Raw genomic sequence first — 26745 nt, forward strand, 5'->3', positions numbered from 1 at the left:
AAAGGGCCGCCATGCAGCCCTGGAGAAACGCCGGCATCCGCCACCGGCGTTATGGCTCAGCAGGCCCTGGCCAGGCCGGCGCCAGAGAGGCGCGCAGCGATCTCGGCGAGGATCGCCGGATCGTCGATGGTCGAGGGCGGCGCATAGGTTTCGCCGTCGGCGATCTTGCGCAGCACCGCGCGCAGGATCTTCCCGGAGCGGGTCTTGGGCAGGCGCTTGACCACCACCACGCGCTGGAAGCAGGCCAGCGCGCCGATGCGCTCGCGGACCAGCGCCACCAGCTCGCGCTGCAGGGCTTCCTCGGCAATCCGCGCGTCGTCCTTGAGCACCACCAGGCCCAGCGGCACATGGCCCTTGAGCGCATCCTGCACGGCGATCACCGCGCACTCGGCGACTGCCTCGTGCAGCGCCAGCAGTTCCTCCATCTCGCCGGTGGACAGGCGGTGGCCGGAGACGTTAATCACATCGTCGGTGCGGCCCATGATGTAGACGAAACCGTCCTCGTCGACGTAGCCGCCGTCGCCGGTGTGATAGTAGCCGGGGAAGGCCCGCAGGTAGGCCTGCAGGTAACGCGGGTGGTCGTTCCACAGGGTCTGCGCGCAGCCGGGCGGCAACGGCAGGGAAATCACGATGGAGCCGGTCTCGTTGGGGCCGAGCAGGCGGCCTTCCTCGTCCACCACCTGCACGTGGTAGCCGGGCACCGCGCGGTTGCTCGAACCGGCGCGCAGCTCATGGCCATCGAGCCCGGTGCAGGGCGCGGTCACCGGCCAGCCGGTCTCGGTCTGCCACCAGTGGTCGTGCACCGGCTTGCCGGTCAGTTCCTCCAGCCAGTGCTGGGTGCTGCTGTCGAGCTTCTCGCCAGCGAGGAACAACTGGCGCAGCGAACTCAGGTCGTAGTTGGCGAGCAATTCGCCATGCGGGTCTTCCTTGCGGATCGCGCGGATCGCCGTGGGCGCGCAGAACAGCGCGTTGACCCGGTGTTCCTCGATGACCCGCCAGTAGGCGCCGGCATCCGGGGTGCGCACCGGCTTGCCCTCGTAGAACAGCGTGGTGCAGCCGTTCATCAGCGGGCCATAGACGATCAGCGAATGGCCGACCACCCAGCCGACATCGGAAATCCCCCACCAGACGTCGCCGGCCTGCATGCCGAAGATGGTCGGCAGGGCGTAGTGCAAGGCCACCGCGTGGCCTCCGTTGTCGCGCACGATGCCCTTGGGTTTGCCGGTGGTGCCGGAGGTATACATGATGTACAGCGGGTCGCCGCTGGCCAGCTCCACCGGCTCGGCCGGTTCGGCGTGGGCCACCGTCTCGCGCCAGTCCAGGTCGCGCCCGGGGTACAGCTCGGCCATCGCCTGCGGGCGCTGCCAGACCAGCACATGGGCCGGCTGGTGCATGGCCAGCTCCAGGGCCTTGTCGACCAATGGCTTGTATTCGATGACCCGGTCGAACTCCAGGCCGCAGGAAGCGGTGAGCAGCAGCTTGGGCTTGGCGTCGTCGATGCGCAGGGCCAGTTCGTAGGGGGCGAAGCCACCGAACACCACCGAGTGCACCGCGCCGATGCGCGCGCAGGCGAGCATGGCCATGGCCGCCTGCGGCACCATCGGCATGTAGATGATCACGCCGTCGCCCTTGCCCACGCCGAGGGCGCGCAAAGCGCCGGCCAGGCGCGCGACTTCATCGCGCAGCTCGCGGTAGCTGTAGGTTTGCTGGGAGCCGGTGACCGGCGAGTCGTAGATCAACGCCGCCTGCTCGCCACGACCGAGGGCGATCTGCCGGTCGAGGGCCAGGTAGCTGCTGTTCAGGGTGCCATCGGCGAACCAGCGATGGCTGCCGTCGGCGAGGTTTTCGAGAATGTTGCGCGGAGGCCGGTACCAGGCCACGGCGGCGGCCTGTTCGGCCCAGAAACTGGCAGGGTCCGCAATGGAGCGGTCGTAGCATTGCCGGTAATTCATCATCTGACCCTCTGAATTGTTGTTATCGAGGTCGAATAACGAGTATGGACAGGCCCCGTGGGGTCGCCATCAACCTTTGGTCGTACGCCGGCGGCACCCTCCCTCAGGATCGCGCCGGCCGGCCGCAAGCCGCCTCGGCACGGGGCGAAACCGGCTTTTATTGCTGGACCACCATGCAGTGACCAGGACCAGGGCAAAGCTATCACCGGCGCAGCACGGCAAAGATCGACTAAATTGTCGTCTTGATGGATTAAATTGCTGAGCCTGCTATCCAGATGTCGAGAACCTCCGACTGGCCCCTGCCACCCGACAGCCTGCGCCTGCTGCTGCCTCCGGCGCTGCAGGCGAAACTCGCCGCGCACCCGCTGAGCCGCGATCTCTATCCCACCTCCATGGGCCACTACCGCCGCGCCCACGGGCACCAGATGAGCCGCGACCGCCACGACGACCACCTGCTGATCTACTGCAGCGAAGGCGGCGCTGACTTGCAGGTGCAGAGCGCCAGCGGGCCCCAGGACTTCCGCGTCGGCTGCGGCGACCTGATCTGGCTGCCGCCGGGCCTGGCCCATGCGTACCGCGCCGACGCCGAGCAGCCCTGGAGCATTTCCTGGGTGCACCTGCGCGGCGATGGCGCTGCCTGGCTGCGCCAGGCCGCCGGCTACGACAGCGCGCCGCTGCGCCACTGGGGCGTGCAGCACGCGCTGCTCAACGGCTTCGCCCAACTGCTGGAGGCGCGCCACAGTGGCTATCGCTTCCAGCCCTTCCTGCTCGCCGCCAGCCGCCTGCGCGCCCTGCTCTGCCAACTGCCCCTGTTGCGCCCGCTGCGCGAGGGCGGGCTGGACCTGGAAAGCCTGCACGGGTACATGCGCGAGAACCTCCAGCGGCGCCTGGAACTGACGCAACTGGCGGCCTTCTGCAACCTGTCGAAGTTCCACTTCGTCAACCGCTACCGGGCCCTGACCGGGCGCACCCCGGTGCAGCACTTCCTGCACCTGAAGATCGAATACGCCTGCCAGTTGCTGGACAGCAGCGGGCACAGCGTGGCCCAGGTCAGCGAGGCGCTGGGGTACGACGACAGCTATTACTTTTCACGGCTGTTCAGCAAGGTCATGGGCATGTCGCCGAGCGCCTATCGCGCGCGCCTGGGCGAGGGTCGCGGCGGCGCCTGAGGGGGCCGCGGCCGATCGTCGCGTGGCGGTTTGCGACGGGCCGGGGGAACTACACTCAGGTCTCCCCTTGCTCCTCCTGGTGACGAATCATGCACATCCTTGTCCGTCCATCGGCCAACACCAAGAGCCAACGCTGGCAAGTCTGCCTCGACCAGATGGCCGTCGATTTCCGCAGCGAAAAAGAAGCCCGGCTATACGTCTCCACCCTGGAAGCGCGCCTGCGCGCCCCGCACCTGCTGCCCCCGCAAAGCCCTCGCTAGAGGAGCTGAAGTGCGCGGAGCGGTATTCAGACCGCGCGCTCGCCCAGTTGCCCGGTATACCAGCCCAGCAGCGCCGCACAGCCCCCGCACAGGGTGATGACCAGCGCCATCGGCAACGCCGTGCCGTCGTGCAGCACGCCGACCAGCGCCGACGCCGCCGCCGCCACCGTGAACTGCAGGCTGCCCATCAGGGCCGAGGCGCTGCCGGCATGGCGGCCCTGCCCGGCCATGGCGCACGCCGAGGCATTCGGCATCAGGAAGCCCAGGCAGGAAATGCAGGCGAACAGCGGCAGCAGCAGCGGCCACAGGTGCTGCGGGCGCAACAGGGTCACCGCCAGCAGCGCCAGGCCCGCGGCGAAGTACACCCACACCGCGCGGCGCAGCCAGAAGCTCGGCCCACGGTAGCGCAACAGGCGGGCATTGACCTGCGCCATGAGGATGAAACCGGCGGCGTTGCTGCCGAAGACCCAACCGTAGTGCTCCGGGGCCACGCCATAGAGCTGAATGAAGACGAAGGGTGAGCCGGCGATGTAGGCGAACATACCGGCGATGGCCACGCCGCCGGTCAGGCCGTAGCAGAGGAAGCTGCGGTCGCCGAACAGCCGGCGGTACTCCTTGAGCGCACCGCGCAAGGGTGGGCGCGGCCCGCTCGGGATGGTTTCCGGCAGATGTGCGGCGATGGCCGCCCCGGCCAGGGCGCTGAACAGCGTCAGGCAGAGGAAGATCGACTGCCAGCCGAAGCTGTCCAGCAGCAACCCGCCGCCCAGCGGCGCGAGGATCGGCGCCAGCCCCATCACCAGCATCAGTTGCGAGAAGGCCTTGGCCGCCGCCACCGGGTCGCACAGGTCGCGCACCACCGCCCGCGCGATGACCATGCCGGCGCAACCGCCCAGGGCCTGGACGAAGCGCGCCCCGATCAGCCATTCCAGGCTCGGCGCATAGGCGCAGGCCAGCGACGCCAGGGTGAAGATCACCACCCCCAGCAGCAGCGGCGGGCGCCGGCCGAAACGATCGGCCAGGGGGCCGTAGAGCAACTGCCCGAAGGCCAGGCCGGCGAAGTAGGCCGACAGGCTCAGTTGTACGTGCTCGGCGTCGGTGCCGAAGGCCGTGGCCAGCGCCGGCAGGCTCGGCAGATAGAAATCGATGGCCATAGGGCCGAAGGCGCTCAGGGCACCGAGAATCAGCAGTATGGAGAAGCTCATGGATCACCTGATCGACACCCGCGGCACCTCTGGCGGCAGCGCTGGGCGTGGGCTTGCGCGTGAATCGCCGCGACGGCGGCGGAAAACGAAAGCTGGCTAACGAAACGCCGGCAAGCATACCAAGCCGGGCGTCGCCGGGTCGCTCGGGGATGAAAAAAAGCCTGGCCGGATGGCCAGGCTTTTTCCTGCGGGCCCTGTCGCCAGGGCCCGGCGCGGCAGCGGCGGCCTCAGGCCGTCGGTTCCTCCTTGGCCGGCGCCGGCAGCCGCGGCTTCTTGCGCTTGCTGACCCAATCCGAGGCCGACTCCACCAGCATGTAGAACATCGGGATGAGGAAGGTCGCCAGTACCGTGGCGGCGAGCATGCCGCCGATCACCCCGGTGCCGATCGAATGGCGGCTCGCCGAACCGGCGCCGCTGCTGATCGCCAGCGGCACGCAACCGAGGATGAAGGCCAGCGAGGTCATGACGATCGGACGGAAGCGCAACTTGGCTGCCTCCAGCGCCGCCTGCATCGGCCCCATTCCCTGCTGTTCGCGGCACATCACGGCGAACTCGATGATCAGGATGGCGTTCTTCGCCGCCAGGCCGATCAGGGTCACCAGGCCGACCTGGAAGTACACGTCGTTGTCGATGCCGCGCAGCCAGATGGCCAGGATGGCGCCGAACACCGCGAAGGGCACCGCGGTGACCACCGCCAGCGGCAGCGTCCAGCGCTCGTACTGGGCGGCGAGGATGAGGAACACCAGGATCAGGCCGAAGATGAAAGCGGTGCCGCCGGAACCCTGGGCTTCCAGTTCCTGATAGGCCGATCCGATCCAGGTCAGCATGTAGCTCTCGCCGAGGGTCTGGTCGGCCACCTGCTGCATCGCCGCCAGCGCCTGGCCGGAGCTGTAGCCCGGCGCCGGACCGCCGAGCAGCTTGGCCGCCGGGAACACGTTGAAGCGCGAGAAGGTGTCCGGGCCGAGGGTCCGCCGCACCTGGACCAACGCCGAGAGCGGCACCAGGTCGCCGGAGGCGGAGCGCACGTAGACCTGGCTGAGATCCTCCGGCTTGCGGCGGAAGTCCGACTCGGACTGCAGGTTGACCTTCCAGGTCCGTCCGTAGCGACTGAAGTCGTTGACGTAGTAGGCGCCGAAGGTGGACTGCATGGCGGTGAACACATCGTTGATCGACACCCCCAGGGAACGCGCCTTGGTGCGGTCGAGGTCGATGTAGTACTGCGGCACGTTGGCGTTGAAGGTGGTGGTCACGCCGGCCAGCTCCGGCCGCTTGGCGGCGGCGGCCATGAACTTCTGCACCACGGCCTGAAGCTGCTCCGGCGTGCCGCCGCTGCGGTCCTGGATGTATGCCTCGAAACCACCGGTGGTGCTCATGCCGGTGATCGGCGGCGGATTGAAGGTCAGGGTCACGCCGTCCTGCTCGCGCATGCCCATGGCCATGAAGGTGCGCGTCAGGTTGCGCGCGTCCATGGCCGGGTCCTTGCGTTCCTTCCAGTCCTTGAGGGTGATGAAGGACACGCCGGCGCTGGTGACGTTGGTGTTGGTCAGGATGTTCAGGCCGGCGAAGGTCACTACGTCGCGGACCGCCGGCTGCTTGAGCAATTCCTCGGAGACCTTGCTGGTCAACTCCTCGGTGCGCTTGAGCGAGGCGGCCGGTGGCAGCACGTAGGCGTTGATGACGTAGCCCTGGTCCTCATCCGGCACCAGCGAGCTGGGCACCCGACCGAACAGCACCATCATCAGGGCGATCATCCCGCCGACCAGCAGCAGGCCGATCAGCACACGCTTGAGGAAGAACTGCACGCCGGCGCCGTAGGCCGCGGTGGCGGCATCGAACATGCGGTTGAACCAGCGGAAGGGCGCGGCCGGCTCGGTGTGCTTGTCGCTGAGGATCAGCGCGCAGAGCGCCGGCGACAGGGTCAGCGCGACAATCCCGGAGATCACCACCGAGACCGCGATGGTGATCGCGAACTGCTGGTACATCTGCCCGGCGAGGCCGCCGAGGAAGCCGACCGGGATGAACACCGCGCAGAGCACCAGGACGATGGCGACGATCGGCCCGGTCACCTCTTCCATGGCCTTGATCGCCGCCTCCCGCGGCGCGAGTTTTTCCGTGCGCATCACCCGCTCGACGTTCTCCAGCACGACGATGGCGTCGTCCACCACGATGCCGATCGCCAGCACCAGGCCGAACAGGGTCAGCAGGTTGATGGAGAAGCCCAGCAGGTACATGCCGGCGAAGGTGCCGACCAGCGACACCGGGATCGCCAGCACCGGGATCAGCGTGGCGCGCAGGCTCTGCAGGAAGATGTAGACCACCAGCATCACCAGCACCAGGGCCTCGAAGAAGGTGTGCACCACTTCCTCGATGGAAACCTCGACGAACACCGTGGTGTCGTAGGGAATCTTGTAGACGATGCCCGGCGGGAAGCGCTTGGCCAGGCGTTCCATGGTGGTCCTGACCGCCTGGGCGGTATCCAGGGCGTTGGCGCCCGGCTGCAGGTAGACCCCGAAGGCCGCGTTCAACTGGCCATTGAGGGTGGTCATCATCGAGTAGTCCTGGGCGCCCAGCTCGACCCGCGCGACATCCTTGAGCAACAAGCTGGCGCCGTTGCTGTCGGCGCGCAGGATGACGTTCTCGAACTGTTTGGGGTCGGTGAAGCGGCCCTGGGTGCTCACCGTGTAGGTGAAGTCCTGTGGATTGTGCAGCGGTTCGCGGCCGAAGTTGCCGGCGGCGAACTGCGAGTTCTGCTCGCGAATGGCGTTGACCACGTCGGTGGGCGTGAGGCTGTACTGCGCCAGCTTGTCCGGGCGCAGCCAGATGCGCATGGAGTAGTCCTTGGAACCGAACTGGGTGACGTCGCCGACGCCGGGAATACGCTTGAGCTCATCGATCACGTTGATCAGCGCGTAGTTGCTGATGTAGACCGGATCGAGCGAGTTGTCCGGCGAATACAGGGTGACCATCTGCAGGATGTCGGAGGACTTCTTCTGCACCTTGACGCCCTGCCGGCGCACTTCCTCCGGCAGCTTGGCCAGCGCGGCCTGAACCTTGTTGTTGACGTTGATGGTGGCCTGGTCGGGGTTGGTGCCCACCTTGAAGTAGACGATCAGGGTCATGGCGCCGCTGCTGTCGGAGGTGGACAGCTGGTAGATCATGCCCTCGACGCCGTTGATTTCCTGCTCCAGCGGCGCCGCCACGGTTTCCGCGATCACCTGGGAACTGGCGCCGGGATAGGAGGTGCTCACCGACACCTGCGGCGGCAGGATCGCCGGGTACTGCGCCACCGGCAGCGCACGGATGGCCGCCATGCCGCCGAGGAGAATGACGATGGAGATGACCATGGCGAAGATCGGCCGGTCGATGAAGAAGCGCGAGATCACGATAGGCGCTCCTTATTGTTTGGCCTGGGCGGGCGGGCTGGCGGGTGGGCTGCTGGGCGCCTCTAGCGCCTTGACCGGTTGATCCGGGCGCACCTTGGCCAGCCCGTCGACGATCACCCGGTCGCCGTCGCTGATGCCGGACTCGATCACCCAGCGTCCCTTGACCACCTGCGATGCCGCCACCTGGCGCACGCGGGCCATGCCCTCCTTGTCCACCAGGTAGACGAAGGTGCCGCCCGGTCCCTGGGCCAGGGCGCGCTCGGGCACCGTGACCACCGCCTTGCGCATGATCCCGGTGACCACCACGCGCAAGAACTGGCCTGGAATCAACTGGTTGCTCGGGTTATCCACCACCGCCCGCGCATTGATGGTGCCGGTGCCGGTGTTGACGAAGCTGTCGGTGAAGTCGATCACCCCGTCGACCGGATAGCGCGAGCCGTCGCCGAAGTAGAGTTCGGCCTTCAGCTTGCCGCGCTCGGGCAGGATCAGCCTGCCGCTCTGCACGCCGTCGCGCAGGCTCGCCGCCTCGGTATCGGCATAGGCGAAGTTGACGTAGATCGGGTCGAGCTGGGTCAGCTCGGTGAGCAGGCTGGCATTCGGATCGTTGGCGACCACCAGGCTGCCTTCGGACACCGCCTGCTTGCTGGCCATGCCGGAAATCGGCGCGGTCACCGTGGTGAAGTCCAGGTCGATCTGCTTGGACTGCACGCTGGCCTTGGCCGCCTCGACGTCGGCCTTGGCCTGCTCGTAGTTGGAAATGAAGCGGTCCAGCTCCATGGCGCTGGCGAAGCCCTTGGCCTGCAGCTCGCGGATACGTTGCAGGTCGCGGCTGGTCTGCCGGTAGCGCGCCTGGGCCTGGGCCAGCGCGCCCTTGGCCTGGCTCAGCGCCGCCTGGTAGGGTCGCGGGTCGATCTGGAACAGCACCTGGCCCTGCTTGACCGGCCGCCCTTCCTGGTAACTGCGCTTTTGCAGAATGCCGCCGACCTGGGCGCGCACCTGCACTTCGCGGTAACCGGCGGCACGGCCGGAGAACTCCAGATTCATCGGCATCGGCCCGCTCTTGGCGGTCTCGACGGTGACCTCGGGGGCCGGTGGAGCTTTCTCTTCTGCCAGGCCCCAGGAGGGCGCCGACGCAACGAGCAGAACACAGACAGCCAGAAACGCGGGCGAACGAAGGGCGAACGGCATGCTACCTCTCCATGGAATAGGACCGAAAAACTGCTCGCTGCAAGGCGCTGGGTGTGTTCCGTGAGCGATGAATTATCTGTAACTCACGGTTATCGTTCTGAAATTCATTAAACTGGTCTCACACTAGTGAGACTAGACCGTAAAGCCATCAGCGCCATGAGAAGAACCAAAGAAGATTCGGAGAAGACCCGCCAGACCATCCTCGACTCCGCGGAAGCGCTTTTCCTGGAGCACGGCGTGTCCAACACCAGCCTCGAAGAGATCGCCCGCAACGCAGGCGTGACGCGGGGTGCGGTCTATTGGCACTTCGAAAACAAGGCCCACTTGTTCAACGAAATGCTCAGTCAGGTGCGCCTGCCGCCGGAGCAGCTCGCCCTGCGCCTGTCCGGCTGCGATGGCCGGGACCCGCTGCAATCGCTGTTCGAGCTGTGCGTGGAGGTGGTGGAGAACCTGGCTCGCCAGGAGCAGAAGCGGCGCATCCTGACGATCCTGATGCAACGCTGCGAATTCACCGAGGAACTGCACGACGCGCTGCTCCGGCACAACGCCTTCATTCGCCAGTTCATCGACCTCAGCGAGCAGCTGTTCGCCCGCGCCGAATGCCGCGCGCAGCTGCTGCCGGGGATCACACCGACCATCGCCTCACGGGCCGTGCACGCGATGTTCCACGGCCTGATCAGCGACTGGTTGCGCGATCCGCAGCTGTTCGACCCCTTGCGGGACACCCGGCAGCTCCTCGGATCGCTGTTCCGCGGCCTGATCCGCGACTGGGCTCAGGCCGGCGCGGCTTCGTAGCCCTCCTCGCGGATCGCCTCCAACAGCGCCGCCGGCGGCAACTGGCTGGCGACCCGCACTTCGCCGCCGGCGAGGTCGACCTGGACCTCCGCCGCCGGGTCGCGGGCCTGGATCGCTTGGGTGATGGCCCGCACGCAATGTCCGCAGGACATGCCTTTCACGCTGAATACTTGCATGGTTGTGACTCCCGTGGTGACGATGGCTGAAGTGTCGACCTTGCCACCATGGCAAGGTCAAGCCCCTGCGGCGGCGCAACGCAGGCGAGGTCTCCGGGCTTGCTCCCGGCGAGCGCCTCGGCCAAGCTCAGCGCCGTCATTCCTGCCTGGGAGCCCCGCCATGCGCCGGCCTCTGCTTCATGCCCTGCCCTGCCTGCTCTGGTCCGCCCTGGCCCTGGCCGGCGATCCGCCGCCGGTGCAAGGCTGGCCGCAGCAGGAACCGCCGCCGCCCGGCTACGCGGTGCTCAATATCAGCCGCATGGGCCTGGAGAGCGGCAGCACCTGCGACATCGACCTCTATGTGCGTGGCCGCCTGGTCGCCCGCCTGCAGCCGGAAGGCTCGGTCGCCCTCAACCTCTCTCCCGGCAACGCGCCGATACGCCTGGCCACGGCCAACGCCGGCCCCTGCCCCGGCGGCATGGAGCAACTGCAGACCCAGACCCTGCAGTTGCGCGCCGGGGAAGTCCGCGACTACCGCATCAGCTATGGCGAGAACGGCCTGTTCCTGACGCCGCTCAAGTAACACTGAAGCGAGCGCTCTTGCCGCTTGACCTTACCCTTGTGTCAAGGTTCATCCTTTGTGCATTGTCCCAGGCGCTGCCGGAAACCGCCGTCCCACGGCGTCTTCCGTGCGGTGCCCCGCCAGCGCTGCGCTGACGGTCGAGCAGGAGGAACCCATGAGCAACGCCACACCCATCGAACTCGACCTGCCGGTGAGCGGCATGACCTGCGCGTCCTGCGCCGGCCGCGTGGAGCGCGCCCTGCGCAAGGTGCCGGGGGTGCGCGAGGCCAGCGTCAACCTGGCCAGCGAGCAGGCGCGGGTCCAGGTCGACAGCGGCGAAGCCCTGCCGGCCCTGGTCGCCGCGGTGGAACAGGCCGGCTACCAGGTGCCCAGTCACAGCCTGGAGCTGGCCATCGACGGCATGACCTGCGCCAGTTGTGTCGGCCGCGTCGAACGCGCCCTGAAGAAGGTGCCGGGGGTGCGCGAGGCCAGCGTCAACCTGGCCAGCGAGCGCGCCCATCTCGACCTGCTCGGCCAAGTCGACCCCGCCGCGCTGATCGCCGCGGTGGACAAGGCCGGCTATCACGCCCATCTGCTCGCCGCGCAGCGGCCGGCGGTCGATCCGGCGCTGGCGCGGCTGGCCCGCGAGCGCTGGTGGCTGGCGGCGGCCATCGTGCTCGCCGTGCCGCTGGTGCTGCCGATGTTCGCCGAGTGGCTCGGCTGGCACTGGATGCTGCCGGCCTGGCTGCAATTCCTCCTCGCCACCCCGGTGCAATTCGTCATCGGCGCGCGCTTCTACGTCTCTGCCTGGAAGGCCGTGCGCGCGCGCAGCGGCAACATGGACCTGCTGGTGGCCCTGGGCACCAGCGCCGGCTACGGCCTGAGCCTGTACCTGTGGCTGAGCGCACCGGCCGGCGCCATGCCGCACCTGTATTTCGAGGCGAGCGCGGTGCTGATCGCCCTGATCCTCCTCGGCAAGTACCTAGAAAGCCGCGCCAAGCGGCAGACCGCGACGGCCATTCGCGCCCTCGAAGCCTTGCGCCCGGAACGCGCCACGCGCATCCGCGCGGGCCACGAAGAAGAGGTCGCCATCAGCGAGCTGCGCCTCGGCGACGAGCTGCTGGTGCGCCCCGGCGAGCGCTTCCCGGTGGACGGCAAAGTGCTCGACGGGCGCAGCCACGCCGATGAAGCGCTGATCACTGGGGAAAGCCTGCCGGTGGCCAAGGGGCCGGGGGACGCCGTGACCGGCGGCGCGATCAACGGCGAAGGCCTGCTGACCGTGCGCGCCACCGCCCTCGGCGCGGAAACCGTGCTGGCGCGGATCATCCGCCTGGTGGAAGACGCCCAGGCGGCCAAGGCGCCGATCCAGAAGCTGGTGGACAAGGTCAGCAATGTCTTCGTCCCGGTGGTGATCGGCATCGCCCTGCTCACCCTGGCCGGTTGGCTGCTCGCCGGCGCCCACCTGGAAACCGCGCTGATCAACGCCGTCGCCGTGCTGGTCATCGCCTGCCCCTGCGCCCTCGGCCTGGCGACGCCGACGGCGATCATGGCCGGCACCGGCGTCGCAGCGCGCCACGGCATCCTGATCAAGGACGCCGAAGCCCTGGAAATCGCCCACGCGGTTCGCGCCGTGGCATTCGACAAGACCGGCACCCTCACCTCCGGCCAGCCCGAACTGGTGCATTTCGCCGTCGCCGCCGACAGCGAGGACAGTGCCCTGGCCCTGGCCGGGGCACTGCAACGCGGCAGCGAACACCCGCTGGCCAAGGCCGTGCTGCGCGCCTGCGCCGAACGCGGCCTGCACGTCGCGGCCGCGAGCGACAGCCTGGCCCTGGCCGGACGCGGCATCCAGGGCCGCGTCGGCGAGCGCCAACTGGCCCTCGGCAACCGCCGCCTGCTCGACGAGCAAGGCCTCTCGGCCGGTGCGCTGGAAGAGTCCGCGCGGGACTGGGAAAGCCAGGGCCGAACCCTCTCCTGGCTGATCGAACGGCAGCCGCAAGCGCGCCTGCTGGCGCTGTTCGCCTTTGGCGATAGCCTCAAGCCGGGTGCCGCCGAGGCCATCCAGGCGCTGCATGCCCAAGGCATCAGCTGCCACCTGATCACCGGCGACAACCGTGGCAGCGCGCGGGTGGTCAGCGAAGCCCTGGGCCTGGACGCCGCCCACGCCGAGGTGCTGCCGGCGGACAAGGCCGCCGTGGTCGCCCGGCTCAAGGCCGACGGCAGCGTGGTGGCCATGGTCGGCGACGGCATCAACGACGCCCCGGCGCTGGCCGCCGCCGACGTCGGCATCGCCATGGGCGGCGGCACCGACGTGGCCATGCACGCCGCCGGCATCACCCTGATGCGCGGCGACCCGCGGCTGGTGCCGGCGGCCCTGGAAATCTCCCGGCGCACCTACGCGAAGATTCGCCAGAACCTGTTCTGGGCCTTCATCTACAACCTGGTCGGCGTGCCCCTGGCGGCCTTCGGCCTGCTCAACCCGATGGTCGCCGGCGCCGCCATGGCCATGTCCAGCGTCAGCGTGGTGAGCAACGCCCTGCTGCTGAAACGCTGGAGGCCGGCCGGGCTGGCGACCCCGCGGGTCACGGAGAAAAAACCATGAACATCGGCGAAGCGGCCAGGCAAAGCGGCCTGTCGGCGAAGATGATCCGCTACTACGAATCCATCGGCCTGCTCACCCCCGCCGGGCGCAGCGCCAGCGGCTACCGCCACTACAACGCGCAGGACCTGCACCGCCTGGCATTCATCCGCCGCGCGCGGGATTTCGGTTTCTCCCTGGAGGAAGTCGGCCGCCTGCTCGCCCTCTGGCAGGACCGCCAGCGCGCCAGCGCCGACGTCAAGGCACTGACCGGCCAGCACATCGCCGAACTGGAACGCAAGATCGCCGAACTGAGCGCCCTGCGCGACACCCTGCAGGAACTCCACGACCACTGCCAAGGCGACCACCGCCCGGACTGCCCGATCCTCAAGGACCTGGAGTCGGGCAACTGCTGCCACTGAGCCGAGCCTGCCCATACGGCACCTCACCGCCCGCATGGGAATCGCTACGCTCGTCCCATCCTACGAGAGCATCCACCCAGCCGTAGGATGGGTTGAGCGCGCAGCGCGATACCCATGCGGCGCTCGCCAACAGCATGGCAGTCGCGGCGCTCGTCCCACCCTACAAATCTGCCGCCCTTAACCTACCCATGCGGCGCCACAGCGACGTCGGCAGCACGGTCACCGCCAGGCCGACGAAGACCAGCGCGCAAGCCAGCCAGTCCTGGCCGCTCAGGGCCTCGCCGAGGAACAGCCAGCCGGATAGCAGGCCGGACACCGGCACCGCCAGGGCGAAGGGCGTGACTTGGCTGGCCGGGTAGCGGCGCAGGAGGAAGCTCCACAGGCCGAAGCCGACGCTGGTGGCGAGGAAGGCGATATAGACCAGCGCGCCGAAGCCGCCCCAACTGATGCCGCGCAGCGCTCCCGCGATGGCCTGCGGCCCCTCGAAGATCCACGACAGCAGCAGCAACGGCAGGGGCGGGATCAGGCTGACCCAACTGATCAGGCGCAGCATGTCGCTGGCCCCGGAACGCTTGGTGGCGATGTTCGAGAACGCCCAGGCCAGGGCTGCCGCCACCACCAGCAGGAAGGCCAGCAGGCTGTTGCCCAGCGGTCGCTCCAGGCCGATCAGCAGCAAGCCGCCGGCGGCCAGTGCCAGGCCGAGCAGCGCGCGCGGGCTGGGGCGCTCGCCGAGCAGGGCGGCGGCGATCAGCACGGTGAAGAACACCTGGCTCTGCAGCACCAGCGAAGACAGCCCGGCCGGCATGCCCAGGTGCATGCCGACGAAGAGCAGGCCGAACTTGACCACGCCGAGCAGCACGCCGATCTGCACGATGCGCCAGAACGGCGCCGGCAGCGGCCCGCGCAGGAACAGCAGGGGCAGCGCCGCCAGGGCGAAGCGCAGGGCGCAGAACAGCAGCGGCGGGAAATCGTGCAGGCCGACCTTGATGATGACGAAGTTGATCCCCCAGATCAGGGTGACCAGCAAGGCCAGGAGGATATGCGGCAAGGGCATGGTGGCGGCTCCAGGTGGCATGGCGTCACGCCGGGCTCAGGAGGACAGCTCAGCGAGCGCAGGCAGTTTTCCAACAGAACCTAGCAAGGCCATTCCCCGCCGTCTGTACACAGTTGCCACGGAAAAGATTGATACAGCGCGCCCGCTCAACCCGCGCAGTCGATGCGCAGCAAGGGCCAGCGGCGCTGCCAGGCCTTGTCCAGCAAGCGCTGCCGGTAGACCTCCGGCTTGCCGCGGAAATGCTCGGTCGGCCGCACGCGCAACGCCAGCAGGTCGTCGATGCCCAGCGGCGCCAGCAGCTCCAGGGCGTCGCCGCGCAGGCGCACCGCCAGCGCGGTGCAGACTTCCGGCCAGTGGCAGAGCGCATCGGCGAGGTCGCGATAGGCGCGGTCGCCGTTGCGCAGGTGCATGCGTGCCTGGTTGCGCACCGACCAGGGCACGTCCGCGCAGCGCCGCCGCAGGGCACGCTCGATGCGGGCGTCGGCTTCCGCCGCCAATTGCTCGGGGGCGAAGTAGAGCACATCGACGTCCGCCAGCGGCGTCGGCTCGGCATGGCCGTGCAAGGCATCCCAGGCCAGGTTGCGGACGAAGCCGGCGCCTATCCAGGCCTGCGCCTGGCATTCGTCGCGCAGGGCGCGCAACAGGCGCATGCGCTCCGGGTCGGCGGCGAGCAGGGCGAGCAGGTCCGCGGCCGTGCGCAGCGCCACGCGGCTCACTGCAACCACGGCGGCGCGGGCGGCTCCTCGGGCTTTTCCGCGCCGTCCTGCTCGGCACGGGCGGCCTCGCGGCGCTCCTGCTCGCGCAGCGCGGCGGCGATCTCGCGCATCACCGCATCGACGTCGGCGGCCTCTTCCGGCTCGTCGAAGTGTCCGCTCAACGGCGAGTCCGGCAGCAGCTTGCCATCCTCGAAGAGCGCCCACATTTCCTTGGCGTAGCGGGTTTCCTTGAGTTCCGGGGCGAAACGGCCGAAATAGGCCGCCATGTTCGCCACGTCGCGTTCGAGCATACGGAAGGCATGGTTGTTGGCGGCGGCGTCCACCGCCTGCGGCAGGTCGATGATCACCGGACCGTCGGGGCCGAGCAGCACGTTGAACTCGGACAGGTCGCCATGCACCAGCCCGGCGCAGAGCATCATGACGATCTGGCGGATCAGGAAGGCGTGGTACTCGCGCGCCTGCTCGGGCTCCAGCTCCACGTCATTCAGCCGTGGCGCGGCGTCGCCATGTTCGTCGGCGACCATTTCCATCAGCAGCACGCCGTCGAGGAAGTCGTAGGGCTTGGGCACCCGCACGCCGGCGCTGGCCAGGCGGAACAGCGCGCTCACCTCGGCGTTCTGCCAGGCCTCTTCCTGTTCGCGGCGGCCGTACTTGGAGCCCTTGGCCATGGCCCGCGCCTGCCGGCTGTTGCGGACCTTGCGCCCCTCCTGATACTCCGCGGCCTGGCGGAAGCTGCGCTTGTTGGCTTCCTTGTAGACCTTGGCGCAGCGCAGCTGCTCGCCGCAGCGCACCACATAGACCGCCGCTTCCTTGCCGCTCATCAGCGGACGCAGCACTTCATCGACCAGGCCGTCCTCGATCAGCGGCTCAATGCGTTTGGGTGTCTTCATCGGGTTCCGTCGTTGTTCCTCGATCCAGCCGGGATGGCCGCAGCCGCACCTTATACGTCATGCACGGGGCGCCGCCCAGCGGGCGGCGACGGAAATCAGGGCGGCGTCGGCGTCAGTTCGATGGTTTCGCCCAGGGCATCGGCCATGCGCTGCAGTTCGCTGCCCAGGGCTTCCTCGCCGTCGGCATAGCGCGTGGCGATGTTGGCGAAGCCGTCGGCGACCTCGCTGAAGGCCTCCGCCACCTGCGGATCGAAATAGCTGCCGCTGCCGGCGAGGATGCGCAGCGCCGCCTCGGCGGGCGCCAGCGGGCTGTGGTAGGGATGCTGGCTGGTCAGTTCGTCGTAGCTGTCGATCAACGCCAGCAGCCGGGCCGAGAGTGGAATCTGCTCGCCGCGCAGCCCTTCCGGGTAACCGCTGCCGTCCCAGCGCTCATGGTGGCTATAGGCGATCTCCTTGGCGTAGCGGAGGAACTCCGCCGGCGCGCCGAGTCGCTGTTCGGCCGCCGCCAGGGCATCGCGGCCGACCTTGGTGTGGCTCTGCATGAGCAGGCTGTCGGCCTCATCGAGCTGGCCGGGATTGAGCAACACACGGTCGGGCACCGCGACCTTGCCGATGTCATGCAACTGCGCCGAACGCGCGAGCAACTCGATGCTCTCCACGCTCAGCTCGCCGCCGGCGCCCTGGCGCTGGGCCAGGGCGCCGGCGAGCAGGCGCATGTACAGCTCGATGCGCAACAGGTGCTGACTGTGCGGGTTGTCGCGCAGGTCGCAAAGGGTCGCCATGGCCTCCAGGGTGGCGTCCTGCACGGCCTGCAACTGACGGGTGCGGCGATGCACCTCCAGGGCCAGGTACTCGTTCTTGTCGCGGAGGAAATCGGCATTCGCCTTGAGGTTGAGCTGCGCGCGGATGCGCGCCAGGGTGACCGGCGGGCTGATCGGCTTGGTGATGTAGTCCACCGCGCCGAGGTCGAGGCCGTGCTGCTCGTCCTTCGGGTTGACCAGGCCGGTGAGAAAGATCACCGGGATATCGTGGGTGCGCGGGTCTTGCTTGAGCTGCCGGCAGACCTCGTAGCCGTCCATGTCCGGCATCATCACGTCGAGCAGCACCAGGTCTGGCGGCGGCTCGCTCTGCGCCAGGCGCAAGGCCTTGGCGCCGCTGCTGGCGACGCGCACCTGGTAATGGCCCATGAGCAGTTCGCTCATCAGCATCAGGTTGTCAGGCTGGTCGTCGACGACCAGGATCACTTCCTGCTCCGGCCTGTCCAGCATGCTGTCCATGGCTCCCGTCCTCGTTGCGGCTGCGGCGTTCAGATGCGGATATCGCGCGCCCTGGCCAGGGCCAGGAGGCTCTCCAGCGCGTGTTCGAACTCGAAGCGGCGGATGTTCGCGGCGATACCCTCGTATCCCTCATTGAAGACGCTGCGCAGCAGACCTGCACGCTCGCCGAGCAGGCGCCCGGCGCGCGGATCGTCGTTGGCCAGCAGATGCGCCAGGCGACGCACCACCTGCTCCACTTCGCGCCCGTCCAGGCTGGCCACCGGCGCCTCGCCGGGGCTTGCCGCGGGCACCGCCGCGGACGGCCGATTGACCCGCGCCGGCTCCAGCAGTGGCGAGTCCTCGACGCGGCCCAGCGGCAACCGGCACCAGAACAGGCTGCCCTGCCCCGGCACGCTGCTGACCCCGACTTCGCCGCCCATGGCTTCGGCCAGGCGCTTGCAGATCGCCAGGCCGAGGCCCGAGCCGCCGTAGCGGCGGGTGATCGAACTGTCGGCCTGGCGGAACGACTCGAACAGCCGCGCCTGCTGCGCCGGGGTGATGCCGATGCCGGTGTCGCGCACGCTGAAATACAGCCACTCCTCGTCGCCGGCCTGCATGTCCAGGCGCGCTTCCAGCTCCAGTTGGCCATGTTCGGTGAACTTCAGCGCGTTGTTGCCGTAGTTCAGCAGGATCTGCCGCAGGCGCAGCGGGTCGCCGATCAGCCGCGCCGGCAACCGTGGGTCGATTCGGCAGTGCAGCGCCAGGCCTTTGCCCTCGGCGCGCAGGCGCAGCAGATCGACCAGCTCGCCGAGCAGGCGTTCGAGATCGAACTCGATGCGCTCGAACTCCAGCTTGCCGGCCTCCACCCGCGACAGGTCGAGGATGTCGTTGATCAGTTCCAGCAGGTACTGCCCGGAGCCCTGGATCTTGCCCAGGTAGTCGCGCTGCTGCGGGTCGAGGGTGGTCTGTTCGAGCAGGTGCGCCAGGCCGATGATGATGTTCATCGGCGTGCGGATTTCGTGGCTCATGTTGGCGAGGAAATCGCTCTTCAGCCGCGCCGCCTCCTCGGCCAGGTCGCGGGCCTGGGCCAGCGCTTCCTCGGTGGCCTTGCGCGCGGTGATGTCGCGGCTCACGCCGACCAGCCCGAGCAGCCCGCCGCCCTCGTCGTGGAAGGCCCGGCGCAAGGTGTCGAAGAGCACCCGCCGGCCATCCGGGTAGACCACCCAGCCTTCGCTGGCGAACGGCTGGCCGGCCGACAGCGCTTCGCGGTCGCGCGCGCTGCGGCCGGCGCAGGCGGCCGGGCTGAACAGTTGCGCATCGCTATGCCCGACCACCTCCTCGGCGCTCAGCCCGAGGCACTCGGCGAAGGCCTGGTTGGCGCCCAGGTAGCGGCCCTGCCCGTCCTTGAACCAGATCGGGTCGGGAATCGCGTTGATCAGCGCCAGCAGGGTCTGCCGCTGGCGGTGCTCCTCGGCCTCGGCGCGGGCGCGCTCGGCGACCTGGATCTGCAGGCGGCGGTTCCAGATCAGGACGAAGGTGAGCAAGGCCAGGAAGCCGATCACATAGGGCCAAGCGGCCAGCAGCAACTGCCGCCAGTCGAAGGCCGCCGGGCGCGGCAGCCATTGCGCGCGGATGCGCTCGTCCTCCGCCGGCGCGATGCTCTGCAGGGCGCGATCGAGCAACGGCACCAGCGGCGCCAGCTCGCGGCGCACGCCGAAGCGCACCTGGCTGTTGTCCAGGCCACTGTCGCCGCGCACTTCCAGGTTGCTCAGGTTCAACTGACCGAGCAGGTAATAGGTGGTGATCAGGCTGCCGACATAGGCGTCGGCCTGCCCGGAAGCCACCGCCTTGAGCGCGGCGGCGGTGTCGTCGGTGAAGACGAAGGACACCCCCGGCACCGCCGCGCGCAGCAGGTCGTGCACGGCGAAATCGCGCTCCACCGCGACGCGCTTGCCGGACAGGTCGTCGAGCACGCGCACGTCGCTGTCGTGGCGGGCGAAGATCAGGCTGCTGGTGCTCAGGTAGGGCTGGGTGAAGGCCAGGAACTGCTCACGCTCCTGGGTCCGCGCCACGGTCGGCAACAGATCGACCTCGCCCTTGCGCACCGCCTCCATCACCTGCGCCCAGTCATCCACGACCACCAGTTGCAGACGCAGGCCCAGGCGTTCCGCCACCAGGTTCAGGTAATCGGCACTGATACCCTGGAAGCGATCCTTGCCTTCGAGCATCTCGAACGGCGGCCAGCCATTGCGCGACAGGCCGACCCGCAGCGGCTGGTGCGTCTCGATCCAGGCCTGCTCCTGCGGGCTCAACGTCAGCGGCTCGGCCCGTGCCCAGGCACAGAGCAGGACGAGCAACAACAGACAACGCTGGAGACGTCGGCGACAGGGCATGGTGGGCTCTCGGCGGACCTCCTGCAAGCGTAGCCGGCAGTTTGAAAAGCGAATGCGGATTGCCGCCCCCTGCGGCCGGGCCGACAATCCAGCTATCCCTGGTACGGAGGATGGAACACAGCATGGCCCCGATCCCCGATAGCGAAGAGTGCTGGCAAGCGGTCTGCGCGCGCGACGCCGGCTGCGACGGGCGCTTCGTGTTTTCCGTCAGCTCCACCGGCGTGTACTGCCGGCCGAGTTGCCCGGCACGGCGTCCGGCGCGGCGCAATGTGCGATTCCATGCCGATCCGGCGGCGGCCGAGGCGGCGGGTTTCCGCCCCTGCAAGCGCTGCACGCCAAACGGCGCCAGCCCGGCGCAGCGCCTCGACGCCCTGGTCGCCGCCGCCTGCGCCCTGCTGGAGAACGCCGAACGGCCCATGAGCATGGGCGAACTGGCGGCGCGCATCGGCCTGTCGTCCTCGCACCTGAGCCGTGCCTTCAAGGAACGCACCGGACTGACCCCGCGCGCCTGGGCCGAAGCGCGCCGCCAGCAGCGTCTGGCCGCGCTCCTGCCGCACTCACGCTCGGTGCTGGAAGCCGCGCTGGACGCCGGTTACTCCGGCACCCGCGCGCTCTACACGGCGGCCAGCGCGCTGAGCCCGGCGCAGCGCCGACGCAGAGGCGCCGGCGAATGCCTGCGCTATGCCATCGCCGCCTGCGCGCTCGGCCAGGTGCTGCTGGCGGCCAGCCCGCAGGGCGTCTGCGCCCTGCTCTTCGGCGACAGCGAAGCGGCCCTGGAAGCACAACTCGGCCAGCGTTTCGCCGCCGCCGAACGGCAGCGCGACGACGCCGGCCTGGGCGACTGGCTGGCCCAGGTGCTGACGCAACTGGAGCAACCCGAACGCGCCGCGCACCTGCCCCTGGACCTGCGCGGCAGCGCCTTCCAATTGCGCGTGTGGCAGGCCCTGACGCAAATCCCCAGCGGCCAGACCCGAGGCTACGGCGAACTGGCCGAGCAACTGCACAGCCACCCGCGTGCCATCGCCCGTGCCTGCGCCAGCAACCCGGTCGGCCTGCTGGTGCCCTGCCACCGGGTCGTCAGCGCCAGTGGCGCCGCCGGCGGCTACCACTGGGGAGTGGCACGCAAGCTGGCGTTGTTGCGCAGCGAGGATGACACCCGCGAGCGCGTCAGCTAATTCTGAAAGACGGCGCGACCCAGCGGTCAGCGCCGGCCCCCCTGTGCTAAGGTGGCCCCCCGGAACATCAGCCTCCCCCCGCGCCGCCCATGAACCTCTGGAACCTCATCACGCGCTTTGGCGACAGCTCGCTGCTGCTGCCCTGCGCCCTGCTCATCTATGGCTGGCTGCTGTATCGCCGGGAAGGCGGCGACGCCCATCGCTGGCTACTGCTGTTCGGCCTGGCCGCCAGCCTCACCCTGGCCTCGAAACTGGCCTTCATGGGCTGGGGCATTGGCATTCCCGAATGGAACTTCACCGGCCTCTCCGGGCACAGCATGATGGCGGGCAGCGTACTGCCGGTGCTCGGCGCCCTGCTCGCCCGCGGCCGGCCGGCCTGGCGCCTGGCCGCCGCCGCGGTTGGCATGCTGCTGGCGCTGCTGGTCGGCACCTCGCGGCTGGAAATCAACGCGCACTCGCCGGCGGAGGTCTACGCCGGCCTGAGCGCCGGGCTCGGCGCCAGCGGCGCCTTCCTCTACCTGACCCGCCAGCGCCTGCCGTCGCTCTCGCCGCTGCTGCTCGGTCTGGTCCTGCTGTTCACCCTCAGCCAGGGCGCCACCGGGGTGCGCGCGCCGACCCACCAGTTGCTGCAGCGCCTCGCCGCCAGCATGGCCGGCCGCGACCAAGCCTTCACCCGCGAGCACTGGCCCGCCGCCGAACGCCTGAAAGCGCAGGCGCCGGCGGCCTGAATCGCCTCGTTCGGGAAACCGAACGTCATTCGCGGGAAAATCCGGCCAACCGAACGGCAGGGCTGCCAGAAGCATCTGCCGAAAATAAATAATCCTTCAATTTCAAAAACTTAAGAATCAGAACGCGCACCTCGAACGGCTGGCACGCTCCCTGCTCTATCCAGCGAGTGAGCATGCGGCAGCGCTGCGCATTCCCCATGGGCGACAACGAGGGTCGGTTCGCTCCGGGCAAGGCTGCCGCAAGACCGATAACAAACAGAACAAGTCGAGGAATATCCCCCATGCGTATCGCACCCCGTGTGCTCGGCGCCGCCATCGTCGCCGCCCTGTTCGCCACCCCGGTCCTGTCCGCGGAACTCACCGGCACCCTGAAGAAGATCAAGGACAGCGGGACCATCACCCTCGGCCACCGCGACGCCTCCATTCCCTTCTCCTACCTGGCGGACAACCCGAACCAGCCGGAGGGCTACTCCCACGACCTGCAACTGAAGGTGGTCGAGGCGGTGAAGCAGGAGCTGGGCATGCCGGACCTCAAGGTGCGCTACAACCTGGTCACCTCGCAGACCCGCATCCCGCTGGTGCAGAACGGCACCGTGGACATCGAGTGCGGCTCCACCACCAACAACCTGGAACGGCAGAAGCAGGTCGACTTCTCCCTCGGCATCTTCGAGGTCGGCACCCGCCTGCTGACCAAGAAGACCAGCGGCATCGCCGACTTCGCCGACCTCAAGGGCAAGAACGTGGTGACCACCGCCGGCACCACCTCCGAACGCCTGCTCAAGGCGATGAACGCCGAGCAGAAGATGGGCATGAACATCATCTCGGCCAAGGACCACGGCGAGTCCTTCCTGATGCTCGAATCCGGCCGCGCGGTGGCCTTCATGATGGACGACGCGCTGCTCTACGGCGAAATGGCCAAGGCCAAGAACCCGGCCGATTGGGTCGTGGTCGGCAAGCCGCAATCCTACGAAATCTACGGCTGCGTGATCCGCAAGGGCGACGACGGCTTCAAGCAGGTGGTCGACAAGGCCATCGCCGCCACCTTCGCCTCCGGCGAGATCAACGGCATCTACGACAAGTGGTTCACCCAGCCGGTCCCGCCCAAGGGCCTGAACCTCAATTTCCCGATGAGCGACACGCTCAAGAAGCTGATCGCCAATCCGACCGACAAGGCTGCCGAGCAGCTCTGACGGTCGCGCCCGCCGCGGCTCACGAGGCCGCGGTGGACGGGGAGCGGGGGCGCCGGCGGCGCTCCCCACTTCCTTCTTTCCTGACTCGCTGAACGCGGAACACACCCGTTACCCATGGGTGCGGGCGCCCCTGTGCCCGGGATTCCGCTTCGACCACCGTTATCCGAGGGGAAACCCGCATGAATTACACCTGGGACTGGGGCGTGTTCTTCAAGTCCACCGGGATCGGCGACGAGATCTACCTGAACTGGTACGTCACCGGCCTCGGCTGGACCGTCGCCGTCGCGCTCAGCGCCTGGCTGGTCGCGCTGGCGCTCGGCAGCCTGCTCGGCGTGCTGCGCACGGTGCCGAACCGCTGGCTGTCCGGCCTCGCCACCAGCTACGTGGAGCTGTTCCGCAACGTGCCGCTGCTGGTGCAGCTATTCCTCTGGTATTTCCTGGTCCCGGATCTGCTGCCGCAGCCGTTGCAGGACTGGTTCAAGCTCGGCCTGGCGCCGGAAACCTCGGCCTACATCAGCGTCGTCGTGTGCCTCGGCCTGTTCACCGCCGCGCGGGTCTGCGAGCAGGTGCGCACCGGCATCCAGGCGCTGCCCAAGGGCCAGGTCGGCGCCGCTCGCGCGCTGGGTTTCCGCCTGCCGCAGGTGTACCGCTACGTGCTGCTACCGCAGGCCACGCGCATCATCATCCCGCCGCTGACCTCGGAGTTCCTCAACATCATCAAGAACTCCTCGGTGGCCTCGCTGATCGGCCTCATGGAGCTGCTGGCGCAGACCAAGCAGACCGCCGAATTCAGCGCCAACCTGTTCGAAGCCTTCACCCTGGCCACGCTGATCTACTTCACCCTGAACATGAGCCTGATGCTGTTCATGCGCGCGGTCGAACGCCGGCTCGCGCTGCCCGGGCTGATTTCCGTGGGAGGTAAATGATGGATTTCAGCGCGATCATCCCGGCCCTGCCGGGTCTATGGGACGGCATGGCCATGACCCTGCAACTCACCGTCCTGGGCGTGCTCGGCGGCGTGCTGCTGGGCACCCTGCTGGCACTCATGCGCCTGTCGCACAACCGCCTGCTGAGCAACCTGGCCGGCACCTACGTCAACTACTTCCGCTCGATCCCGCTGCTGCTGGTGGTCACCTGGTTCTACCTGGCGGTGCCCTACATCCTGCGCTGGATCACCGGCAGCGATACCCCGGTGGGCGCCTTCAGCAGTTGCCTGGTGGCCTTCGTCATGTTCGAGGCGGCGTACTTCTGCGAGATCGTCCGCGCCGGCATCCAGGCCATCCCCAAGGGGCAGATGGGCGCCGCCCAGGCCCTGGGCATGACCTACGGCCAGTGCATGCGCCTGATCATCCTGCCGCAGGCGTTCCGCAAGATGACCCCGCTGCTGCTGCAGCAAAGCATCATCCTGTTCCAGGACACCTCGCTGGTCTACACCGTCGGCCTGATGGACTTCCTCAATGCCTCGCGCTCGCGCGGCGACATCATCGGCCAGCCCCATGAATTCCTGATCTTCGCCGGTCTCGTCTACTTCGTCCTCAGCTTCTCCGCCTCGCTGGCGGTCAAGCGCCTGCAGAAAAGGTTCGCCCTATGATCTCCATCCAGAACGTCAGCAAGTGGTACGGCGATTTCCAGGTCCTCAGCGACTGCAGCACCCAGGTCGCCAAGGGCGAGGTGGTGGTGGTCTGCGGCCCCTCCGGCTCCGGCAAGTCGACCCTGATCAAGTGCGTCAACGCCCTGGAACCCATCCAGAAGGGTGACATCGTGGTCGACGGCACCTCGATCGCCGATCCCGGGACCAACCTGCCCAAGCTGCGCTCGCGGGTCGGCATGGTGTTCCAGCACTTCGAGCTGTTCCCGCACCTGACCATCACCGAGAACCTGACCATCGCCCAGCTCAAGGTGCTCGGCCGCGGCAAGGAAGAAGCCCGCGAAAAGGGCCTGGCCCTGCTCGACCGGGTCGGACTGAAAGCCCACGCGCACAAGCACCCCGGCCAGCTTTCCGGCGGCCAGCAGCAGCGCGTGGCCATCGCCCGCGCGCTGGCCATGGACCCGGTGGTGATGCTGTTCGACGAACCGACCTCGGCGCTCGACCCGGAAATGGTCAACGAGGTGCTCGACGTCATGGTCCAGCTGGCCCAGGAGGGCATGACCATGATGTGCGTGACCCACGAGATGGGCTTCGCCCGCAAAGTCGCCGACCGGGTGATCTTCATGGACCGCGGGCAGATCGTCGAAGACTGCGCGAAGGGCGAATTCTTCGGCGACCTCAACGGCCGCTCGGAGCGCGCCCAGCAGTTCCTCGCCAAGATCCTTACGCACTGACCCCGGCACCCCGGCATTCGTAGGCTGGGTGGGGCGATGCGCCGCCCCGTCCTACGGGCTGAACCCGCGCCTTGCGCGCCATCGCGGGCATCGCCCGCTCCCCCTCACCGTCCACGGGAAAACAACAAGATGAACAACCTCCTGCAAGCATTCGCCCCCGCCGCCCTGGCGCTGACCTTGCTGCTGCCCCACGCGGCCGTCGCCGAAGAGGCCAAGGTGCAGAAGAAACTCGCCAACGTGGTCATTCTGGCCACCGGCGGGACCATCGCCGGGGCCGGCGCCAGCGCCACCAACAGCGCCACCTACACGGCCGCCAAGGTGCCGGTCGATGCGCTGATCGCCGGCGTGCCGCAGCTCAAGGACATCGCCAACGTGCGCGGCGAACAGGTGTTCCAGATCGCCTCGGAGAGTTTCAGCAACGACGACCTGCTCAAGCTCGGCAAGCGCGTCGCCAAGCTGGCCAGGCAGGACGACGTCGACGGCATCGTCATCACCCACGGCACCGACACCCTGGAAGAGACCGCCTTCTTCCTCAACCTGGTGGAGAAGACCGACAAGCCCATCGTGGTGGTCGGCTCCATGCGCCCGGGCACCGCCATGTCCGCCGACGGCATGCTCAACCTGTACGACGCGGTGGCCGTGGCCGGCGACCCGAGCGCGCGCGGCAAGGGCGTGCTGGTGACCATGAACGATGAGATCCTCTCCGGGCGCGACACCGGCAAGGCGGTGAACATCCGTACCGAAGCCTTCAAGAGCCCGTGGGGCGCCCTCGGCATGGTGGTCGAAGGCAAGAGCTACTGGTTCCGCCTGCCGGCCAAGCGCCACACCAGCGGCTCGGAGTTCGACATCGAGAAGATCAGCGCGCTGCCCCGCGTGGACATCGCCTACGGCTACGGCAACGTCGACGAAACCGCCTACCGCGCCTTCGCCCAGTCCGGCGCCAAGGCCATCATCCACGCCGGCACCGGCAACGGCTCGGTGTCCTCGCGGGTGGTCCCGGTGCTGCAAGAGCTGCGCAAGGACGGCATCCAGATCATCCGTTCCTCGCACGTCAACCAGGGCGGCTTCGTGCTGCGCAACGCCGAACAGCCGGACGACCAGTACGACTGGGTCGTGGCCCACGACCTGAACCCGCAGAAGGCGCGCATCCTCGCCTCGGTGGCCCTGACCCAGACCCAGGACAGCAAGGAGTTGCAGCGGATCTTCTGGGAATACTGACAGCCGGCGCCGAAGCGGCCAGCCCGCCGGCGGATAGCGCCGATGGCGTTAGCCGCCGCGGTCCTGAGCCTCGCTTCGACAGCCGCCGTTCCTCCCGCACTCGTCAGCCCGTCGCCCGCTCCGGCAACGGGCTGGCC

The 26745-nt window shown here is 68.2% G+C and carries 24 protein-coding genes; 13 read left to right on the forward strand and 11 right to left on the reverse strand.

Annotation, left to right across the window (positions count from 1 at the left end; genetic code table 11):
- Window positions 1–56: 56 nt before the first annotated feature.
- Window positions 57–1952: a propionyl-CoA synthetase gene (locus BLQ74_RS06375; RefSeq protein ID WP_090261990.1), complete on the reverse strand. Its 1896-nt coding sequence runs from the start codon at window positions 1950–1952 to the stop codon at window positions 57–59.
- 275 nt (window positions 1953–2227) lie between these two features.
- On the opposite strand from BLQ74_RS06375, the gene BLQ74_RS06380 reads away from it, so the two are divergent.
- Both BLQ74_RS06380 and BLQ74_RS27400 read left to right on the forward strand, forming a co-directional pair.
- Window positions 2228–3121, forward strand: a complete 894-nt coding sequence (locus BLQ74_RS06380) for an AraC family transcriptional regulator (RefSeq protein WP_090261702.1) — start codon at window positions 2228–2230, stop codon at window positions 3119–3121.
- 89 nt (window positions 3122–3210) lie between these two features.
- Window positions 3211–3381, forward strand: coding sequence for a hypothetical protein (locus BLQ74_RS27400; RefSeq protein WP_090261703.1), 171 nt, complete (start codon window positions 3211–3213; stop codon window positions 3379–3381).
- A gap of 26 nt (window positions 3382–3407) precedes the next feature.
- On the opposite strand, the gene BLQ74_RS06390 is transcribed toward BLQ74_RS27400, so the two are convergent.
- From BLQ74_RS06390 to BLQ74_RS06400, 3 genes are all read right to left on the reverse strand, one after another.
- Window positions 3408–4583 (reverse strand): Bcr/CflA family multidrug efflux MFS transporter, encoded by a 1176-nt coding sequence (locus BLQ74_RS06390; protein WP_090261704.1) that lies wholly within the window; start codon window positions 4581–4583, stop codon window positions 3408–3410.
- Window positions 4584–4810: 227 nt separating this feature from the next.
- Window positions 4811–7966, reverse strand: a complete 3156-nt coding sequence (locus BLQ74_RS06395) for an efflux RND transporter permease subunit (RefSeq protein ID WP_090261705.1) — start codon at window positions 7964–7966, stop codon at window positions 4811–4813.
- A gap of 12 nt (window positions 7967–7978) precedes the next feature.
- Complete coding sequence (locus BLQ74_RS06400) at window positions 7979–9154, reverse strand: efflux RND transporter periplasmic adaptor subunit (protein ID WP_090261706.1); 1176 nt, start codon at window positions 9152–9154, stop codon at window positions 7979–7981.
- A gap of 156 nt (window positions 9155–9310) precedes the next feature.
- On the opposite strand from BLQ74_RS06400, the gene BLQ74_RS06405 reads away from it, so the two are divergent.
- Window positions 9311–9949: a TetR family transcriptional regulator gene (locus tag BLQ74_RS06405; protein ID WP_090261707.1), complete on the forward strand. Its 639-nt coding sequence runs from the start codon at window positions 9311–9313 to the stop codon at window positions 9947–9949.
- Here the strand turns inward: BLQ74_RS06405 and BLQ74_RS06410 are convergent.
- Entirely contained in the window at window positions 9928–10125 is a 198-nt protein-coding gene (locus BLQ74_RS06410; RefSeq protein ID WP_090261708.1) for a heavy-metal-associated domain-containing protein, read from the reverse strand. The genes BLQ74_RS06405 and BLQ74_RS06410 overlap by 22 nt on opposite strands.
- Before the next feature lie 160 nt (window positions 10126–10285).
- Here BLQ74_RS06410 and BLQ74_RS06415 point away from each other — a divergent pair, with 160 nt between their 5' ends.
- The 3 genes from BLQ74_RS06415 to cueR all read left to right on the forward strand — a co-directional run bounded on the left by BLQ74_RS06415 (window position 10286) and on the right by cueR (window position 13666).
- On the forward strand, window positions 10286–10687 hold the full coding sequence (locus tag BLQ74_RS06415; RefSeq protein WP_090261709.1) for a hypothetical protein: 402 nt from the start codon (window positions 10286–10288) through the stop codon (window positions 10685–10687).
- Window positions 10688–10841: 154 nt separating this feature from the next.
- Window positions 10842–13268, forward strand: a complete 2427-nt coding sequence (locus BLQ74_RS06420; RefSeq protein WP_090261710.1) for a heavy metal translocating P-type ATPase — start codon at window positions 10842–10844, stop codon at window positions 13266–13268.
- A complete protein-coding gene (gene cueR / locus BLQ74_RS06425) occupies window positions 13265–13666 on the forward strand; it encodes a Cu(I)-responsive transcriptional regulator (protein ID WP_090261711.1) in 402 nt (133 codons plus the stop codon). The genes BLQ74_RS06420 and cueR overlap by 4 nt, the downstream gene beginning before the upstream one ends.
- 160 nt (window positions 13667–13826) lie before the next feature.
- Here cueR and BLQ74_RS06430 read toward each other — a convergent pair whose 3' ends face one another.
- The 5 genes from BLQ74_RS06430 to BLQ74_RS06450 form a co-directional block, all read right to left on the reverse strand.
- Window positions 13827–14720 (reverse strand): EamA family transporter, encoded by an 894-nt coding sequence (locus BLQ74_RS06430; protein ID WP_090261712.1) that lies wholly within the window; start codon window positions 14718–14720, stop codon window positions 13827–13829.
- A 146-nt stretch (window positions 14721–14866) separates the two neighbouring features.
- Complete coding sequence (locus tag BLQ74_RS06435) at window positions 14867–15421, reverse strand: nucleotidyltransferase family protein (protein WP_090261991.1); 555 nt, start codon at window positions 15419–15421, stop codon at window positions 14867–14869.
- Window positions 15422–15432: 11 nt separating this feature from the next.
- Window positions 15433–16326 (reverse strand): PA4780 family RIO1-like protein kinase, encoded by an 894-nt coding sequence (locus BLQ74_RS06440; protein WP_090261713.1) that lies wholly within the window; start codon window positions 16324–16326, stop codon window positions 15433–15435.
- Window positions 16327–16421: 95 nt separating this feature from the next.
- Window positions 16422–17603 (reverse strand): response regulator, encoded by a 1182-nt coding sequence (locus tag BLQ74_RS06445; protein ID WP_090261714.1) that lies wholly within the window; start codon window positions 17601–17603, stop codon window positions 16422–16424.
- A gap of 29 nt (window positions 17604–17632) precedes the next feature.
- Window positions 17633–19975, reverse strand: a complete 2343-nt coding sequence (locus BLQ74_RS06450) for an ATP-binding protein (protein ID WP_090261715.1) — start codon at window positions 19973–19975, stop codon at window positions 17633–17635.
- 122 nt (window positions 19976–20097) lie between these two features.
- On the opposite strand from BLQ74_RS06450, the gene ada reads away from it, so the two are divergent.
- Together ada and BLQ74_RS06460 are read left to right on the forward strand one after the other, a co-directional pair.
- On the forward strand, window positions 20098–21150 hold the full coding sequence (gene ada / locus BLQ74_RS06455; protein ID WP_425287480.1) for a bifunctional DNA-binding transcriptional regulator/O6-methylguanine-DNA methyltransferase Ada: 1053 nt from the start codon (window positions 20098–20100) through the stop codon (window positions 21148–21150).
- A gap of 89 nt (window positions 21151–21239) precedes the next feature.
- The gene (locus BLQ74_RS06460) at window positions 21240–21878 is read left to right on the forward strand and encodes a phosphatase PAP2 family protein (protein ID WP_090261716.1); all 639 of its coding nucleotides are present in this window, start codon (window positions 21240–21242) and stop codon (window positions 21876–21878) included.
- Window positions 21879–21903: 25 nt separating this feature from the next.
- On the opposite strand, the gene BLQ74_RS26955 is transcribed toward BLQ74_RS06460, so the two are convergent.
- A complete protein-coding gene (locus BLQ74_RS26955; protein WP_139199040.1) occupies window positions 21904–22161 on the reverse strand; it encodes a hypothetical protein in 258 nt (85 codons plus the stop codon).
- On the opposite strand from BLQ74_RS26955, the gene BLQ74_RS06465 reads away from it, so the two are divergent.
- The 5 genes from BLQ74_RS06465 to BLQ74_RS06485 all read left to right on the forward strand — a co-directional run bounded on the left by BLQ74_RS06465 (window position 22160) and on the right by BLQ74_RS06485 (window position 26608).
- Window positions 22160–23068, forward strand: a complete 909-nt coding sequence (locus BLQ74_RS06465; RefSeq protein WP_090261717.1) for a glutamate/aspartate ABC transporter substrate-binding protein — start codon at window positions 22160–22162, stop codon at window positions 23066–23068. The genes BLQ74_RS26955 and BLQ74_RS06465 overlap by 2 nt on opposite strands.
- Window positions 23069–23247: 179 nt before the next feature.
- Window positions 23248–23994: an amino acid ABC transporter permease gene (locus BLQ74_RS06470; RefSeq protein ID WP_090261718.1), complete on the forward strand. Its 747-nt coding sequence runs from the start codon at window positions 23248–23250 to the stop codon at window positions 23992–23994.
- Complete coding sequence (locus tag BLQ74_RS06475) at window positions 23991–24659, forward strand: amino acid ABC transporter permease (protein ID WP_170842771.1); 669 nt, start codon at window positions 23991–23993, stop codon at window positions 24657–24659. The genes BLQ74_RS06470 and BLQ74_RS06475 overlap by 4 nt, the downstream gene beginning before the upstream one ends.
- Complete coding sequence (locus BLQ74_RS06480; RefSeq protein ID WP_090261720.1) at window positions 24656–25390, forward strand: amino acid ABC transporter ATP-binding protein; 735 nt, start codon at window positions 24656–24658, stop codon at window positions 25388–25390. Before BLQ74_RS06475 ends, BLQ74_RS06480 begins: the two co-directional genes overlap by 4 nt.
- A 129-nt stretch (window positions 25391–25519) precedes the next feature.
- Entirely contained in the window at window positions 25520–26608 is a 1089-nt protein-coding gene (locus BLQ74_RS06485) for an asparaginase (protein WP_090261721.1), read from the forward strand.
- Window positions 26609–26745 lie beyond the last annotated feature (137 nt).

This window comes from Pseudomonas panipatensis, from assembly GCF_900099785.1.
GTDB lineage: Bacteria > Pseudomonadota > Gammaproteobacteria > Pseudomonadales > Pseudomonadaceae > Pseudomonas > Pseudomonas panipatensis.